Raw genomic sequence first — 12,009 nt, 5'->3', positions numbered from 1 at the left:
ACATGAAAAGCACGTCCCTGATCGCCCTTCTTTGCCTTGGACTTTCGGCCCAGATGTCCGTGGCGCAGGTTCAGGTCGAACCCGAGTTCTCGATATGGGATGTCGAACTCGGCGAACCCATTTCACTGGCACCGGACAATCAGGTCGCCGAGATCGCCTGTGGCACGAACGGCGGACCGCCGGGGCGGCCGTTGAAGTCGTTTGACGACTTCATGGACTGCAATCCCGAAGAGTCCGGGCTCCGCGAAGTCAGTTTCACCTATGACGACGAACAGGATTACATCGCTCTGGCGCTGAATTCCGAGTTCAAATTTCTCCACGGTGGCACTTCGGTCTTCGCCCATCCGGTGATCGTGTCGGTGCTCGTCGATCCCGAGGGCATCGTGCAGGGCAGGCGCATCTTCACGGACAACCGTGTCAGCGACTACGACCGGCGCAACGCCGTCACCTTGATCCGCAATTTCAAGGCCCGTTTCAGCGACTGGTCGCTGACGTGCAGGGATCTCGACATGAAGGACGGCGAGCAACCCGTCGGCAAGCAATTCATCCATGAGCTCTGCACGGGCGAATCCCCCGAGGGCGACACCCTTGTCGAGCTCGAGGCGACGTTGCTACGCAAAAAGGGTCAGGAAGGGCTGAACCCCGAGACGCGGGAGGTCAACACCGGCTATTTCGAAAGCCAGACCCGGTATGAAGAGGTCAAGGCTCCGTACGAATCCGGAGCGTCGCGATGAACTCAGTCCTGCTGTTGGCCATTCACCATGAAGTTTCCGTTCATGGTGGCCTGGTCGAAATCGACGCCGCTGGCCGCCGCCGTGGTAAAGCGGTTGCCCGTCAATTTGGCGCCGGTGACGCTGGCCCGGCGCAGGTCGGCGCCGTAGAAGTCGGTATGCGCGATCGTCGCATCGGCGAAGCTGGCGCGCCCCGCCTTGACCTTCACGAAGCCGGAAAAGCTGATCGTGGCCCCGTCGAACAGGCCACGGGCCATATGCGCGCCGCTCAGGTTGGTCCGGTTCATCGTCGCTCCGCTGAAATCGGCATTGTTGGCGACCGCATCCATCAAGAGCGCACGGTCCAGCATCGCACCCGGCAGCTTCGCGGAGGTCAGCCGCGCGGTCTGCATCCGCGCCTCGGTCAGGTTCGCGTCGGTCAGGTCCGCACCGGACAGTTGCGCGGCATAGAAGAACGCGCGGGAAAAATCGCCGCCGCCCAATTGCGCCTGCGTCAGATCGGCGACGTTGAAGTTGGTGCCGACGGCCGTGACGTCCTCCAGAATCGCGCCGCGCAGGGTCGCCCGGTGAAAGGTCGCGTCAGTCAGGTCCGCGCCCGTCAGATCGACCCCCGTCAGGTCGGCTTTCTTGAAATTCGCTTCGCGAAGGTCGCAGCCGCGACATTCCTTGATCGTTCCGGCAATCAGATCGGCCACCTGATCTGCGGCGGCCGGTCCGGCGGCCATGGCAAGAATTGTCACGAGGGCGAAGCGCATTCCCGGTCTCACTTGTTTTCGAAAGGTCATATCCATGCCTTCTGATACAGGCCAAGCCGCACGGTTTTTCAAATACCGGGCATTGGCCGTTTCTATTTTCCTTGTCGCCGGGGCTGCCATGATCCACCCCGCGCAGGCCCAGTCGACGGACACGGGCATCAGCGGCATACCCGAAGTGATCGACGCGGACGTGCTGAAATTCGGCCAGCAACGGGTGATCCTGTGGGGCGTCGATGCGCCCGAACGTCCGCAGCGATGCTATATCAACGGCACGGTCTGGGGCTGCCATGACGCCGCCAAGCGGCATCTGCAACTTCTGGCCGGACGCGGCGAAGTCTCCTGCACCTACCGGGGCGAACCCGACCGTCTGGGCCGCCAGTTCGGCGTCTGCACCAGCGGCGGCGACGACCTGAACGCGGAAATGGTGAAGGCGGGCTTTGCGCTCGCCTTCGAAGAACAATCTGACGAGTATGTGGTGGACATGGTCGATGCGATCACCGCGGGCGTGGGGTTGTGGCAGGTCGGCGTGGAATTCGAAGAGCCTTGGCTCTTTCGCCGCCGTGAGACGCCCGGTGGTTTGAGGTAGGAGGGAAGATGGCACAACTCGCCGATGTGATTGCTGCGCCGGGCCGCGACGGGGCCTTCGACGCCGTTTTGAAATGGGTCCTCTTGATGGCCCTCATTACCCTCGGGGCCGTCGTCTCATACGAATACGGGCTGCTGACCTACCTTTTCAGCGCCGACGAATCCCGGATCACCGTGCTGATTGCGGTGCTTTATGTGGGCTTCACGTTCCACTGCCTGTGGATTCTCGTGGAGCTTGGCCGGGAATACCGACGGGCCCTTGCCATCAAGGCGCAGTTGGATGCGACGGGCCAGATGCCCTCGCTGCCCCTTGGAAACGGGCTGGTGGACAGTTTCGTGCGCGACCTGATCCGCTCGCGCGAGAACCCCGGCGAGATCGAGGGGAACGCGCATCTGTTGATGATGAGCCTTGGCGCGGCGTTCAGACGCCGCACCAAGATCGGCACCTATGGCGCGGACCTTCTCTACAAGCTCGGGATGCTGGGCACGATGGTCGGCTTCGTGATGATGCTGAATTCGATGGGCGACCTGTCGAACTTCGATGTCGATACGCTGCGCGGCGCGCTTCAGAAGATGATCGCCGGTATGGCCGTCTCGCTTCTGACGACGATCGCAGGGCTGATCGGCGGCATCCTTCTGCGTCTCGAATACAACATCGCCGATGCGCTGGTGACCGACATCAGCCAGACCGCCGTCTCGTTCACCGAGGTCTCACTCCTGCCATTGCTGGCTCACAGGGAGCGCGAAAACGGCGATGCTGTTTGAAGAGGAACAGGAACCGGAGTTCGAGATCTTCTCGGCCCTGCTTTTCAATTCCCTGAAGGCCATCACCTTCATGTTCTTCATCAGTTTCGCGATGATCAACAAGCCGGCGGATGAGGGCAAGGTGGACCCCAAGGCCGAAATGCTCATCACGGTCTCCTGGCCCGACAACAACCCCGACGACGTGGACACCTACGTCATGGACCCGGCCGGGAATATCGTCTGGTACACCCAGCGCGAGGCGGGGCTCATGCACCTCGACCGGGACGACCGGGGCATGTTCAAGGACGTGGTGCTGTTCAACGACAAGGAAGTGACCAACCCGCTCAACCAGGAGATCATCAGCTTTCGCGGCCTTGAGGATGGCGAGTATGTCGTGAACATCGTCCACTACATCGCCAACGGCACGGCGCCGCTTCCGGTCTCGGTGAAGGTCGAAAAGCTGAACCCCACGGTCAAGGTCATCTTCTATCAGACGCTCAACTTGACCGGCACGGGGAACGAACAGACCGCCGTGCGCTTTACCTTGAAGGGCGAAGAAGTGGTGAACGTGAACAACGTGCCCAAGAGCCTTGTCGAGTTGACGCGCGGTGCGGGTGCCAAGGGCGGCGCCGCGACGGGCGGGCGCAGGCCGGGGGCGATCGACGCGGGCACCGGACAGTTCATCCCCGGTTCGGAGACAGGGCAATGAACATGACCTACGTCATTCTGGGCCTGACCGCCTCCTATGCGCTGGTGGTGTCGCTGCTCGCCTATCTCGTGCTGCTCACGAACATCCATCTGGTCCTGAAGGTCATGGCGACGGTCGCGACCGTGGCGACGATCCCACTGACCTTCTGGGGCGTGGGTGAATTGCGGGGGCTTCCCTCGGACGGCAACCTTCCGGGCAGTTTCCGGATGCTCTGGGCGCAGATGATCGAACCCAACGCGTTGCAGGGCGAAGACGGTCACGTCTACCTCTGGCTTCAAGCGCTGGATTCCGACAATTTCCCGGTCGGCCCGCCGCGCGCCTACCAGCTTCCCTATTCCGACGACCTCGTCACCAAGGTGAACGAGGCGATGGGCCGGATTGCCGAGGGCGAAGAGATGCAGGGCACGATCGACGCGAACGAGGTTCTGCCCGAGACGACCTCCGAAGCTCTGGCCGAAGAGATCGAGGCCGAGATCAGCGAGACCCGTCCGGGCGGTGCCACGACGGCAGGGGAGCGGATTTCGAACTTCGATCCGTCGATGCTGACCTTCGACACCGAGGCCGCACCCGTGACCCCGGCCAAGCCGCAATAGCGCCGGCAAGCCCCCGCGACGCGGCGGGGCAGCCTTGGCCGCGATGACCTAGCGGGCGGTCGCGTTCACGCCGCTGCGGCGCGACCGATCTTGCCGGGCGGTGAGCAACGGGAGGACCAGACTGGCGAGCCCGAACAGAAGGGTTCCGCCCAGCAACGCGCCGATCAGCCAGCGGGACCAGCGCAGCGCCTCGACATCTGCGCCGAACCAGCCGTCGCGACCCCATATGAGCACCCGTCCCCGTGTGCTTGCATCCGACCCGATGCGGATGGTGCGTTCGAGATCGCTGGTCATGCCCGCTTCGCCGAACCAGACCTTCACCTGATGCACTTGCCCTGGCTCCATATCGCCCAGAACGAGCGCGGTCAGTCCGGTCGATGTGGTCGTGATCGCGACCTTTTCACCGTCGACCTCGGCCAGAAGGGCACCGGGCACCGTCAGCGCCACGTCCCGCGCCGCCTCGGTCGTCGAAACCTGACCGGTCACCGTGCCCCGGAACGCACCGAGTTCGAGGATGGCGGACAACTCGGGGTTGTCGCGCATCATCTCCTGCACGACGACGACGTTCATCAGGCGCGGCAGGACGATTTCCTTGACCTTCTTCATGGACTCCTGATCGAGTGTCATCCGCATGGCGATGTCGCCGTCCATGCGCCTAACCAGCTTGTCGGCCATGTAACCCGCCACGCGGGCCGGTTCGATCCCGAAGCCCTCGGGGATCGGAAACTCCTGCAACACGAGATGCGCCTCCAGCGGTGGCGCGGCGATGCGCTTCGCGCTTCCCGACAGAACGAGAAGGCCAAGGCCCGCCGCCACGACAAGGCAGCAAGACAACAGAACGTTCCACAGCCGCATAATGCCTCCTAGTCCGATCGTCTCATGTTACGGGGCAAGCGCATTGGGTTTTGCGATGCCCGCGATTGAAAACCTGCGCGCCCACGGTCGGATGCGCGGACCATGTGCCTTGCCCCCGGCTCATGTGCTGGCCTTTTGCGGCCCGGTCAGAACGGCGTAGGCATCCGTCAGGTCCGGCGTATTCGTCGTCTCCCGCAGCCCGTCGGGCGTGCTGTCTGCCACGATCCGTCCGGCGTTCAGGACGATCACGCGATCTGCCCCTTCGATTTCGTCGACGAGGTGCGTGGCCCACAGGATCGCGACGCCGGCCTCGGTCGCGATGTCGCGCATGTCCTGCACCAGCGCGCGGCGCGAGGGCGCATCGAGCCCGGCGGTCGGTTCATCCATGACAAGCAGCCGGGGGCCATTCAAAAGGGCGCGCGCAATCTCGACCTTGCGCTGCTGGCCGCCGGACAATTGCCGGACTTTGCGCGCCTGAAGGTCGGACAGTCCGAACCGTTCGACCTGTTCGCCGATACACGCCTTCAGCCGCCGACCGGACAATCCGAACAGGCGACCGTGAAAGGCGAGGTTTTCTTTGATCGTCATGTCCAGATCGACGGAGCGCGCCTGAAACACCACGCCAAGCTGGCTGAGGATGGCAGCCGAGCCTTCGGCATGACTTTTGCCGAAAACCGTGACCGTGCCCGCGTCCGGCGCGAACAGGCCCGAAATGATCTGGAACATGGTCGATTTCCCGGCGCCGTTCGGGCCGAGCAGCCCGACGAATTCGCCGGGCCGGATGTCGAAAGTCACGTCCTGCAACGCGTCGATCCTGCCATAGGATTTCGATACGTCGCGCAGGGTGAGGATTGGTTCCGTCGTGGTCATGCCCGCATCCCTGCATCCAGCTCGCGCGCGATCTTGGCGACGAGGTCATCCTGACGGTCCGCGCGCGGCACGTCCAGCATCGTGTCATCGACCAGTTTCGCCGGTCGCCCGCGAAGGGTAATCACGCGATCCGCAAGGGCCGCGGCGTCATAGGGATCGTGGGTCACCAAAATGACAGTCGGCCCGAAGCGGTCCACGACACCGGCGAGCAGGGCCCAAAGCTCCATCGCCAGCTTCCGGTCGATCGAGACGAAAGGCTCGTCCAGCAGCAAGAGCCGCGAGGATACGGCCAAGGCTCGTGCAAGGGCCACGCGGCGCTGCATCCCGCCGGACAGTTCCGCCGGGCGCAGATCGGCCGCCGCCTCCAGCCCCACGGCGGCAAGCAGCTTGCGGCCCTCGTCGGGGGGCAGGTCTGGTTTCACCGCCAGCAGGTTCCCCAACGCCGTTTCCCAAGGCAGAAGGCGCGGGTCCTGAAAGACGAAGCCCGGCACCTCGGCGGCGGATGGCGCGACCCCGTCCACCAGAATGCGCCCCTCATACGCCGTGTCGATGCCCGCGATCATCCTGAGCACGGTGGATTTGCCGACCCCGGACGGGCCGATCAGCGCCACAACCTGTCCTGCCGGCACCTCGATGCGAAGCCCCTCGAACAGCGTGTTCTGCCCGAAGCTTTTTTCCGCGATATCCGCTTTCAGTTCCGCGCCGGACGCCATCCGAGTACCCTGTGTTCCAACGGGCGCATGACGCCATATTCAATCAAGATCACCACCGCCATGAAGGCGAGCGTGTAGGCCAGTATGCCTTTCATGTCGAAGTGTTGAAAGAAGATGCCGATGCGGAACCCGACGCCCCCATCGCTTCCCAGCACCTCGAAGACGAGCACGATTTTCCAGATCAGCGAAAGCCCCGTGCGCGCGGCGGTCAGCACGTAGGGCATGAGTTGCGGGATGATGAACTTGTTCACCCGGCGCCAGAACCCGACCCTGTAGACCTTGGCCAGTTCGGCCAGCCCGTGATCCAGCGCGCGCACGCCTTCGCGCATGTTCACCGCCACCAGGGGCGTCTTGTTGATGACCACGGCGAGGATCAGGGCGAACTCGGTCAGTCCGAGCCAGATGTAACAGGTGATCGCCACGACGATGGCGGGGATGTTCAGCCCGATCAGGATCCAGTTGCCGAACAATCCGTCGGCCCATGCGAACCGACCCAGCGCACCGCCGATCACGACCCCCATCGTCATCGCCGCGAAGAACGCAAGAACGGCGCGCCCGAGCGTCTTGGTGACATCCGCGATCAGCGACCCGTGCGCGGCCAGATCGTAGAGCTCGCCAAAAACGACCACGGGGGTCGGGAACAGCCGGTGGGCGACGAGCATCGCCGCCACTTGCCAAAGCAGGAGGAGGAGGGGCAACGATGCCCATTCCGCCCACCGACGTGTCGATCTGGGCTTGCGCCCGGCCTCAGCCATGTCCGCCTGTTGTCCTAGTGGCTATAGCCGGACCAGAACGTGCCCGGGTCCATCTCCGTGCTTTCGCCGACAAGGTCGGGGCCTCCGTGCTCGGCCATGATGGCGAAGGACGCGGCCGCAGCCGCAATGGTTTCGTCGTCGTAGCTGCGCAGGATGCCGGCGCGGTAGTCGTCGCGCAGCGCCGTGAACAACGCGTCGTCATCCGTGGCGCGCATTTTTTCGCGCAGACCTTCCCAGACTTCGTCATCTTCCAGCAGGATCGCCTTGGCGGCGAATGAGGCGTCGAGGAACGCTTTGATCGCGCGGCGCTTCTTGGCGGCGGTCTCGTCCCTGAACACCCAAGCCAGCAGCGGCGGACGGTTCTCGATCCCCATTTCGGTCATCATGGTATCGACCGAAATCAGCTCTTCGGCACCGCCGGCTTTCGCCCGTGCGTTGAAGTGCCAGAAGTTGAGCGAGGCGTCGATCTGCCCCTCGGTCAGCAATTCGTTGATAAGGGGCGGGGCGCCGAAGCGAGCCGTCACCTTGTCGGCCAGTGTCTCGCCGGTTTCGGCCATGTAATAGGCCTGAAGGATGACCCAGCTTTTGTCGACCGGGCCGCCCGCGATCCCGATGGTCTTGCCGGGCAGATCGGTGATGGATGCGATCGGGCCGTCGGGCGACACCATCAGCCCGCCGACCGCGTAGGAATGCGGCACGGCCGTGAATTTCTCGCCCGAAGCGCGCAGCGACGCGACCCAGACGAAATCCGACAGCACGATATCGACATCGCCGGACATCAGGGCCACATGGCTCGCCTGCTTGCCCGACACGTCCTTGAGCACCAGTTCGAAGCCGTTCTCTTCGTCCAGCCCCATATCCTTGATGACCTGCATTTCCCAGCTGGCAGTGCCATTGAGCAGGACGCCGACATGGACCTGTTCAAGCTCCTTCGTGGGCGGTTGGAATGCCGTCGCCGAACCCGCGAACAGGGTCGCCCCCAGAAGGGCGCCACCCAGTGCGCCAAACAGATTCCGTCTTTTCATCCCTGCTTCTCCTCCCATTCTTGTGGCAAGGTCACGATCAGCCTAGCATCTGAATTGTTTGGTAAATCCAATCCACACTATTTTGATAACCTATGCCAACTTAATGCATCGTGGGTGGAAATAGTTGACAAAAACGGGAGGAATCAAAAATGAAATTGGGTCGGGTCGGTGCGGCATTCGCCGCTCTTTTCATGTCTGCAACGCCGCTTTTGGCCGAAGGCAACCTCGCAAGCCAGCCCGAGCGCCTGCCGGATATGGAGATCGACAGCGCGGAACTGACGCTTTCGGTCAATCAATTCGAACTGGAAACCGGCAAGTATTACCGCTGGCGCATCGTCCATGACGGCGGCGAGGAATTCCAGATCGTCGCGCCGGACCTGTTTCGCAATTCCTGGGTCAGCCAGGTCGTGATCGAAGACCTCGAAGTCAAGCCGCTTGGCCTGCACTCGGTCGAATTCGACGACGAAGGCACCATCGACATCTGGTTCGTTCCGATCCGCCCCGGCGATTTCGATTTCTGGATCGAAGGGTATGAGAACCGCGGTCTCGCCGGCACCTTCGTGGTGCGCTGATGCGATCAGTCTTCCTCGCCCTCGCAATCGCACTCGTCCCGACGATCGCGTCCGCGTTTGAAACCGGGCGCATCTTCGTCAGTAACGAAAAGAGTCACGACATCTATGTCTTTGACCCTGAGTTCAACCTTATCAAGAAGATCGAGACCTCGCGCCGCCCGCGCGACATGAAGTTCAACGCCGACCGCACGCTTTTGTATGTGGCTTGCGGCGATGACGACATCATCGACGTGATCGACGTCGAGACGCTGGAAGTCGTCGATGGTATCCCCACCGGGCCAAGCCCCGAAGTGTTCGCCTTTTCGCCGGACGAGACGCAGATCTATGTCTCGAACGAAGAGGACTCGATGCTCGAGATCATCGACCTCGAGGCGCGCATCACCGTGCATGACGTTCCCACCGGGGCCGAGCCCGAAGGCGTGATCGTCTCGCCCGATGGCGAAACGGTCTATGTCACGTCGGAAGTGGCCGACATGATCCACGTCGTCGACAAGGAAAACGGGGTCGTCACCAACAACATCGTCGTCGGCACCCGCCCGCGCCGTTTCGTCGTAACGCCGGATACGGACGAGTTGTGGGTGTCCGCTGAATTGTCGAGCGAGATCTACATCATCGACCGCACCACCGAAGAGATCAAAGAGGTGCTGGAGTTTCTGCCGCCGGGCTTCCGGCCCGAGGACGTGACGCCCGTGGGCATGGCGCTGACGCAGGATGGCAAGATCGGCCTCATCAGCCTTGGCCGCGCCAACCACATCGCGATCATCGACGCGGTGTCGAAGGAGCTGCTGTCTTACGTGCTCGTGGGGCGTCGCGCTTGGTCGGTCGCACTCACGCGGGACGAACAGACGGCGGTGGTCGCCAACGGCCTGTCCGACGACATCACGCTGGTCGACATGGAAAGCTATCGCCCCATCCGGTCGATCCCCGTGGGCCGTGTCCCGCACACCGTGGTGATTGACGATTGAAACGGGTCATCGTCGCACTCTTGGCACTGTGCCTTGCCCAAACAGCAGGGGCGGCCGATCTTCGGATCGGCCTGCTCCGTCTTGAAAACGATCCGCGATACGACGAGGATTTCGCTTATGCCCGCATAGAACTGCGGCCCTTGGGCGATGTGAGCGCCGCGGTTCGGATGGCGATTTCTGACATGGAGATGCTGACCGACGCCCGTGGGTTCACGCCGGTCCTGTCGGAAGCCGCCGTTGGCGACGGCGAGCTTCAGGAGGCGGCGCGCGCGATGGTGGACGAGGGGGTCACGCATCTTGTCGTCGATCTGCCCGCCGCCGAGGTCGACGCCCTCGCAGCCGCGCTGGCGGACACGCCGGTCACGATCCTCAACACCACCGCGCCGGACGACTGGTTGCGGCGCAAGTGTCACGCCAATCTGCTTCACGCCGCCGCCAGCGACCGCATGATCTCGGACGCGCTCGTCCAACATGCCGTCGCCCGCAAGTGGAGTTCGTTCCTTGTCCTGCGTGGCAAGACCGAACGCGATACCGCCCGCGCGGATGCCTTCATCGCCGCCGCCGAACGGTTCCGGCTGCGCGTGGTCGACGACCGCGAATTCGACCTTTCGACCAACCCCGAAATGCGCGAGCAGAACAATATCGCGCTCATCACCGGGGGCACGCGCGACTATGACGCCGTGTTCATCGCCGACGAGATCGGCGAGTTCGCCCGATACGTGCCGTATCAGACCGCTCTGCCGCGTCCCGTGATCGGCGCCACCGGCCTTGTCGCGCTGGAATGGCATTGGGCGTTCGAGAGGTACGGCGCGCCGCAGGTTAACTCCCGGTTCGAATCCATGTCCGAGGATGGCCGTCGCATGGGCTGGCAGGACTGGTCCGCCTGGATCGCGACGCGGGCGGTCCTCACGGCCTTCGCCAAGGCGCGTGGCGACGGGCTGGAGGACGTGAACCAGCTTCTCCGGTCCGACAAGCTGCGGCTCGACGGATCGAAAGGCGCGCAGATGAGTTTCCGGTCGTGGAACGGCCAGTTGCGGATGCCGGTCCTGCTGTCCACGCAGAACGCCATCATCGGGGTCGCCCCGCTGGAAGGGTTCGAGCACCAGACCAATTCGCTTGACGCGCTTGGTTTCGATGAAGGTGAGTTTGCCTGTGACTGACACCCACCAGCCCCTTCGACCGAATTACCTGCTGGGCATTTATGCCGTCACCGAACGCGAAGTCCTGAAGTTCTTCAGGCAGCGCGAGCGGTTGCTGTCGGCCATCGTCAGGCCGTCGCTCTGGTTGTTCATCTTCGCTTCGGGCCTGCAAAACCTGCTCGGGATTTCGATCATCGAGCCCTATGTGACCTATACGCCGTATCAGGAATACATCCTGCCGGGCCTCGCGGGCATCATCGTTCTGTTCCAATGCATGCAATCGGCCCTGTCTCTGGTCTACGACCGTGAGGCAGGGGTCATGCGGGTCATGCTGGTGGCCCCGTTGCCCCGGCATTTCCTGCTGTTCGCCAAGATCCTCGGCGCGACCTTCCTCGCCACGCTCCAGATTTACGTGTTTCTCGGGCTTGCGGCGCTGTTTGGCTATTACATGACCCTGCCGGGCATGATCTTCATCCTTCCGGCGATCTTCGCGGCGGGGATCATGTTGGGCTCAATCGGGCTTCTCATCACCGTCTACACGCGGCAGATCGAGAATTTCGCGGGCATGATGAATTTCGTGATCTTCCCGATGTTCTTCATGTCCTCCGCGCTCTATCCGCTCTGGAAGCTGCGCGAATCCGGGGCCGACCTTTTGTATTGGCTCGCCCTGTTCAATCCCTTCACCCATGCGGTCGAGCTGATCCGCTTCGCCGCCTACGGTCAGTTCAACGAGGTGTCCGCCGCCGTCGTCATCGGCTGCGCGTCGGTCGCCTTCGTCCTTGCCGCGCGCGGCTACAATCCGAACACCGGCACGATCACCCGCATCAAGCGATAGTCACGGCGCGCGCGTCGCGTCGTGTCCCGCGTGGTCCCGCGACATCCTTCTCCGACTCCTGCCGCCCCATAGAATCACCCGACCCGTTTCCGTCCGACTTCGCCCGCATTCGGACGCCGAATGACTGTCCAAACGTATGTGTCAGACCTGCCTTAATTGCCGG

The 12,009-nt window shown here is 62.9% G+C and carries 15 protein-coding genes; 9 read left to right on the top strand and 6 right to left on the bottom strand.

What is annotated here, in order from left to right:
- Nucleotides 1-2 precede the first annotated feature (2 nt).
- The gene (locus tag RB2654_RS09450; protein WP_008330797.1) at nt 3-734 is read left to right on the top strand and encodes a hypothetical protein; all 732 of its coding nucleotides are present in this window, start codon (nt 3-5) and stop codon (nt 732-734) included.
- Between the two features lie 2 nt (nt 735-736).
- Here the strand turns inward: RB2654_RS09450 and RB2654_RS09445 are convergent, their stop codons facing one another.
- Nucleotides 737-1,486: a pentapeptide repeat-containing protein gene (locus RB2654_RS09445; RefSeq protein ID WP_008330796.1), complete on the bottom strand. Its 750-nt coding sequence runs from the start codon at nt 1,484-1,486 to the stop codon at nt 737-739.
- A 34-nt stretch (nt 1,487-1,520) separates the two neighbouring features.
- Between RB2654_RS09445 and RB2654_RS09440 the strand changes: the two genes are divergently transcribed.
- The 4 genes from RB2654_RS09440 to RB2654_RS09425 are packed head-to-tail and all read left to right on the top strand — an operon-like array spanning nt 1,521 to nt 4,117.
- Nucleotides 1,521-2,072, top strand: coding sequence for a thermonuclease family protein (locus RB2654_RS09440; RefSeq protein WP_161600687.1), 552 nt, complete (start codon nt 1,521-1,523; stop codon nt 2,070-2,072).
- A gap of 8 nt (nt 2,073-2,080) precedes the next feature.
- Complete coding sequence (locus RB2654_RS22375) at nt 2,081-2,836, top strand: MotA/TolQ/ExbB proton channel family protein (protein ID WP_008330794.1); 756 nt, start codon at nt 2,081-2,083, stop codon at nt 2,834-2,836.
- Nucleotides 2,826-3,524: a hypothetical protein gene (locus RB2654_RS09430; RefSeq protein ID WP_008330793.1), complete on the top strand. Its 699-nt coding sequence runs from the start codon at nt 2,826-2,828 to the stop codon at nt 3,522-3,524. Before RB2654_RS22375 ends, RB2654_RS09430 begins: the two co-directional genes overlap by 11 nt.
- Nucleotides 3,521-4,117, top strand: a complete 597-nt coding sequence (locus RB2654_RS09425) for a hypothetical protein (protein ID WP_008330792.1) — start codon at nt 3,521-3,523, stop codon at nt 4,115-4,117. Before RB2654_RS09430 ends, RB2654_RS09425 begins: the two co-directional genes overlap by 4 nt.
- 48 nt (nt 4,118-4,165) lie before the next feature.
- Here the strand turns inward: RB2654_RS09425 and RB2654_RS09420 are convergent, their stop codons facing one another.
- From RB2654_RS09420 to RB2654_RS09400, 5 genes are all read right to left on the bottom strand, one after another.
- Nucleotides 4,166-4,972, bottom strand: a complete 807-nt coding sequence (locus tag RB2654_RS09420) for a hypothetical protein (protein ID WP_008330791.1) — start codon at nt 4,970-4,972, stop codon at nt 4,166-4,168.
- A 120-nt stretch (nt 4,973-5,092) separates the two neighbouring features.
- Entirely contained in the window at nt 5,093-5,842 is a 750-nt protein-coding gene (locus RB2654_RS09415) for an ATP-binding cassette domain-containing protein (protein ID WP_008330790.1), read from the bottom strand.
- Nucleotides 5,839-6,555, bottom strand: coding sequence for an ABC transporter ATP-binding protein (locus RB2654_RS09410; RefSeq protein WP_008330789.1), 717 nt, complete (start codon nt 6,553-6,555; stop codon nt 5,839-5,841). The genes RB2654_RS09415 and RB2654_RS09410 overlap by 4 nt, the downstream gene beginning before the upstream one ends.
- Nucleotides 6,534-7,217, bottom strand: coding sequence for an ABC transporter permease (locus RB2654_RS09405; protein ID WP_008330788.1), 684 nt, complete (start codon nt 7,215-7,217; stop codon nt 6,534-6,536). The genes RB2654_RS09410 and RB2654_RS09405 overlap by 22 nt, the downstream gene beginning before the upstream one ends.
- 107 nt (nt 7,218-7,324) lie before the next feature.
- Complete coding sequence (locus RB2654_RS09400; RefSeq protein ID WP_008330787.1) at nt 7,325-8,335, bottom strand: ABC transporter substrate-binding protein; 1,011 nt, start codon at nt 8,333-8,335, stop codon at nt 7,325-7,327.
- A 191-nt stretch (nt 8,336-8,526) separates the two neighbouring features.
- Between RB2654_RS09400 and RB2654_RS09395 the strand changes: the two genes are divergently transcribed.
- The 4 genes from RB2654_RS09395 to RB2654_RS09380 are packed head-to-tail and all read left to right on the top strand — an operon-like array spanning nt 8,527 to nt 11,846.
- The gene (locus tag RB2654_RS09395; RefSeq protein WP_148912464.1) at nt 8,527-8,907 is read left to right on the top strand and encodes a cupredoxin domain-containing protein; all 381 of its coding nucleotides are present in this window, start codon (nt 8,527-8,529) and stop codon (nt 8,905-8,907) included.
- The gene (locus tag RB2654_RS09390; RefSeq protein ID WP_008330785.1) at nt 8,907-9,872 is read left to right on the top strand and encodes a PQQ-dependent catabolism-associated beta-propeller protein; all 966 of its coding nucleotides are present in this window, start codon (nt 8,907-8,909) and stop codon (nt 9,870-9,872) included. Before RB2654_RS09395 ends, RB2654_RS09390 begins: the two co-directional genes overlap by 1 nt.
- The gene (locus RB2654_RS09385) at nt 9,869-11,032 is read left to right on the top strand and encodes a type 1 periplasmic-binding domain-containing protein (protein WP_008330779.1); all 1,164 of its coding nucleotides are present in this window, start codon (nt 9,869-9,871) and stop codon (nt 11,030-11,032) included. The genes RB2654_RS09390 and RB2654_RS09385 overlap by 4 nt, the downstream gene beginning before the upstream one ends.
- Complete coding sequence (locus RB2654_RS09380; protein ID WP_008330778.1) at nt 11,025-11,846, top strand: ABC transporter permease; 822 nt, start codon at nt 11,025-11,027, stop codon at nt 11,844-11,846. Before RB2654_RS09385 ends, RB2654_RS09380 begins: the two co-directional genes overlap by 8 nt.
- Nucleotides 11,847-12,009 lie beyond the last annotated feature (163 nt).

The sequence above is a fragment of the Maritimibacter alkaliphilus HTCC2654 genome (assembly GCF_000152805.1).
GTDB classification, from domain to species: domain Bacteria; phylum Pseudomonadota; class Alphaproteobacteria; order Rhodobacterales; family Rhodobacteraceae; genus Maritimibacter; species Maritimibacter alkaliphilus.
Note: the sequence above shows the minus strand (reverse complement) of the source record. Positions and strands in the feature narration are given on the sequence as shown.

Excerpts from the sequence above, each read along its gene's own strand:
- RB2654_RS09450 (WP_008330797.1), top strand. The coding sequence starts at position 3 with ATGAAAAGCACGTCCCTGATCGCCCTTCTTTGCCTTGGACTTTCGGCC.
- RB2654_RS09445 (WP_008330796.1), bottom strand. The coding sequence starts at position 1,486 with ATGCGCTTCGCCCTCGTGACAATTCTTGCCATGGCCGCCGGACCGGCC.
- RB2654_RS09440 (WP_161600687.1), top strand. The coding sequence starts at position 1,521 with ATGCCTTCTGATACAGGCCAAGCCGCACGGTTTTTCAAATACCGGGCA.
- RB2654_RS22375 (WP_008330794.1), top strand. The coding sequence starts at position 2,081 with ATGGCACAACTCGCCGATGTGATTGCTGCGCCGGGCCGCGACGGGGCC.
- RB2654_RS09430 (WP_008330793.1), top strand. The coding sequence starts at position 2,826 with ATGCTGTTTGAAGAGGAACAGGAACCGGAGTTCGAGATCTTCTCGGCC.
- RB2654_RS09425 (WP_008330792.1), top strand. The coding sequence starts at position 3,521 with ATGAACATGACCTACGTCATTCTGGGCCTGACCGCCTCCTATGCGCTG.
- RB2654_RS09420 (WP_008330791.1), bottom strand. The coding sequence starts at position 4,972 with ATGCGGCTGTGGAACGTTCTGTTGTCTTGCTGCCTTGTCGTGGCGGCG.
- RB2654_RS09415 (WP_008330790.1), bottom strand. The coding sequence starts at position 5,842 with ATGACCACGACGGAACCAATCCTCACCCTGCGCGACGTATCGAAATCC.
- RB2654_RS09410 (WP_008330789.1), bottom strand. The coding sequence starts at position 6,555 with ATGGCGTCCGGCGCGGAACTGAAAGCGGATATCGCGGAAAAAAGCTTC.
- RB2654_RS09405 (WP_008330788.1), bottom strand. The coding sequence starts at position 7,217 with ATGCTCGTCGCCCACCGGCTGTTCCCGACCCCCGTGGTCGTTTTTGGC.
- RB2654_RS09400 (WP_008330787.1), bottom strand. The coding sequence starts at position 8,335 with ATGAAAAGACGGAATCTGTTTGGCGCACTGGGTGGCGCCCTTCTGGGG.
- RB2654_RS09395 (WP_148912464.1), top strand. The coding sequence starts at position 8,527 with ATGTCTGCAACGCCGCTTTTGGCCGAAGGCAACCTCGCAAGCCAGCCC.
- RB2654_RS09390 (WP_008330785.1), top strand. The coding sequence starts at position 8,907 with ATGCGATCAGTCTTCCTCGCCCTCGCAATCGCACTCGTCCCGACGATC.